Raw genomic sequence first — 2,355 nt, forward strand, 5'->3', positions numbered from 1 at the left:
CCCCCTGGACGCCCTCTGTGAGGAAACCTGCGCGGGTGACGCGGCCTGTCCCTCGGGCCTGCTCTGCGTGGCCGCCGGAGGGGCTCCCGCCCGGTGCCTCCTGCCCACGCTCCAGGCCGGGACCTACGGCGCGGCCTGTACGGAGGACGCCGCCTGCGGCGCCCGGGGCGTGTGCGCCCGGCTGGAGGCGGATGACGGGGACGACGCCTGCCGCTGCTTCACCCCCTGCGAGGCCACCGTTGACCCCCTGACACCGGATTTCGACCGGCCGGATGTCCGATGTGGCTGCGGCGGCGGTCCCGGAGCCCTGGGCGCTACACTCGCCGTCCTGCTGGGGCTCTTCTGGCGGCGGCCTCGCCGGAGGGTTGCTGGCGGGACTCCAGGAAGTCGGTTCCGGGCGGTACTCCGCGTGAAAGCGCCTACAAAACCGCAAGTGTAGGCGAAACTCCGCGGTTCAACTTCCGAGAATCAAGCAACGACGTATTCGGCAGTCACAAAGGTCCTTCTCCCCCATGGACTACAAGATCAAGTCGGGCGACACGCTGAGCGCGCTGGCCAAGCGCTTCAACACGGATGTGGATTCGCTGGTGAAGGCGAACCCGAACATCACGAACAAGGACCTCATTTTCGCGGATGCGAAGCTCAACATCCCGGGCAGCAAGGATGAGTTCCAGGCGCAGGGTGCCTCCAACGGGCCGAACCTGACGGGCGGGGCGCAGCAGACGCAGGGCGCCCAGGGCGCGCAGCCGGTGGGTGACGTGCCCCCGGGCCAGGTGGGTGACTGGATCAAGCAGGCCATGGACATCCTCAAGGCCAACGGCGTCCCGACGGACAAGATGAACCCCCAGGACATCGCGAAGATCATCCAGCACGAGTCCAGCGGGAACCCGAACGCCATCAACAACTGGGACTCCAACGCCCAGAAGGGCACGCCGTCCATCGGCCTGATGCAGACCATCCAGCCGACGTTCGACGCGTACAAGCTCCCCGGCCACGACAACATCCGCAACCCGGTGGACAACATCATCGCCGGCGTCCGCTACTCCATTGAGCGTTACGGCTCCGTGTCCAACGTCCCCGGCATCAAGGGCCTGAACAGCGGCAGCGGCTACGTCGGTTACTGACCGGCGCGAAGAGAAGCCAGACGCACCGCGCCCCGCGGTGGAAGGCGGTCCCCTCACGAAGAGGGGCACTCCGTCTCCCACGCGGGGCGTCGTCGTTTCAGGAGCTCCGCGGCGGGAACGCGCTTCTTCAGCCCCCGTGCAGCCGGGAGCGGTCGCGCGGGCCTCCCGCGCGCTTGATGTGCATCTGGCTGGGCGCCTTCTTGCGCCCCTTGAGCCCCGTGCCCCGGTTGTTGCGCCGGGGGCCGTGGTCGCTGGCGGCGGGGCCCAGCGTCACGCGCTTCAGGTCCTTCTCCATCATCAGCGCCAGCGCCTCGTCGTGGGGCAGCGTCTTGCGCCCATTGCTGGCCTGCACGCTGGCCTGGGCCGCATGGGGATCCACGCGTCGCTTGTTCTTGATACCTGCCACTCGGGTCCGCACGGACATGAAGTCCTCCTTTGAACTGAGGTAGGGACCCCGGCGGAGTGTTGCCATCCCTGGCGGCGGGCGCGACAGGGGCCGCTCCAGGAGCATGCGGGACGCGGGCGCCCGGCGGCGCGGGATGACAGGGGGCACGCGGGCGGCGGCTTCCCGAAGGCGGGAATCACGCCGGATGCGCGCTTCAGGTGAGGTCTTCGTTGGCGCGGCGGGCGCGCTTCTTCGCCTTGGGCTTGCCGGACTTGGCCGCCGCCTTCGTCTTCGCCTTCTGCTTGGTCGCGGGCTCCGGCGGGAACAGCCAGCCGTCCTCGGGGCGGGGCTGGGAGGCGTTCACCGGCTCCAGGTGCTGGCCCCGGCAGCCCCGGCACCAGGACTGCGGACGGCGCTGGCCCCGGCTCATGATGCGGAAGCCGAAGTCCTGCTCCGTGGGGCCCACGTGGCCGCAGCGCGGGCAGCGCGTCATGGACGTGGTGCCCGTCTCCTTGGCCTTCTCCCGCCCGTGCTCCACCACCAGCGCCAGCGCGGCCGCGAACCCCAGCTTCTTCTCCGTGGGCACGTGGAACTGACGCCCGCGCTTGCCCCGGCTCATCACCGGCAGGAGGTCCAGGCCTCCCAGGAGATTGCGCTGCTCCAGGACTCGCGACGGAGACGATGGCGGGGTCGAGTGGCTCACGCGATCATTTCTACGCGAGGGGTCTGACATGCCCGGTTCACGCCCCGGGTCGCCAGGTCCCCCTCCGTTGGGAGGTCTGGACACGCGTTCAGTAACCCCTGGCATTTCCTGAAGATTCCCCCGGCGGCCGGGCGGGGGTGGGG

Annotated in this window: 3 protein-coding genes; 1 reads left to right on the plus strand and 2 read right to left on the minus strand. The window is 69.5% G+C overall.

Going from position 1 to position 2,355, the window contains the following annotated elements; translation table 11 throughout:
* Nucleotides 1-512: 512 nt before the first annotated feature.
* Nucleotides 513-1,124: a LysM peptidoglycan-binding domain-containing protein gene (locus D7W81_RS43960; RefSeq protein WP_120560709.1), complete on the plus strand. Its 612-nt coding sequence runs from the start codon at nt 513-515 to the stop codon at nt 1,122-1,124.
* Nucleotides 1,125-1,251: 127 nt separating this feature from the next.
* On the opposite strand, the gene D7W81_RS40895 is transcribed toward D7W81_RS43960, so the two are convergent.
* Together D7W81_RS40895 and D7W81_RS40900 are read right to left on the minus strand one after the other, a co-directional pair.
* The gene (locus tag D7W81_RS40895; RefSeq protein ID WP_120560710.1) at nt 1,252-1,548 is read right to left on the minus strand and encodes a hypothetical protein; all 297 of its coding nucleotides are present in this window, start codon (nt 1,546-1,548) and stop codon (nt 1,252-1,254) included.
* Nucleotides 1,549-1,723: 175 nt separating this feature from the next.
* Nucleotides 1,724-2,242, minus strand: coding sequence for a hypothetical protein (locus D7W81_RS40900; RefSeq protein WP_120560711.1), 519 nt, complete (start codon nt 2,240-2,242; stop codon nt 1,724-1,726).
* Between the last annotated feature and the right edge of the window lie 113 nt (nt 2,243-2,355).

It is taken from the genome of Corallococcus aberystwythensis, assembly GCF_003612165.1.
Lineage (GTDB): Bacteria > Myxococcota > Myxococcia > Myxococcales > Myxococcaceae > Corallococcus > Corallococcus aberystwythensis.

Excerpts from the sequence above, each read along its gene's own strand:
- D7W81_RS40895 (WP_120560710.1), bottom strand. The coding sequence starts at position 1,548 with ATGTCCGTGCGGACCCGAGTGGCAGGTATCAAGAACAAGCGACGCGTG.
- D7W81_RS43960 (WP_120560709.1), top strand. The coding sequence starts at position 513 with ATGGACTACAAGATCAAGTCGGGCGACACGCTGAGCGCGCTGGCCAAG.
- D7W81_RS40900 (WP_120560711.1), bottom strand. The coding sequence starts at position 2,242 with ATGTCAGACCCCTCGCGTAGAAATGATCGCGTGAGCCACTCGACCCCG.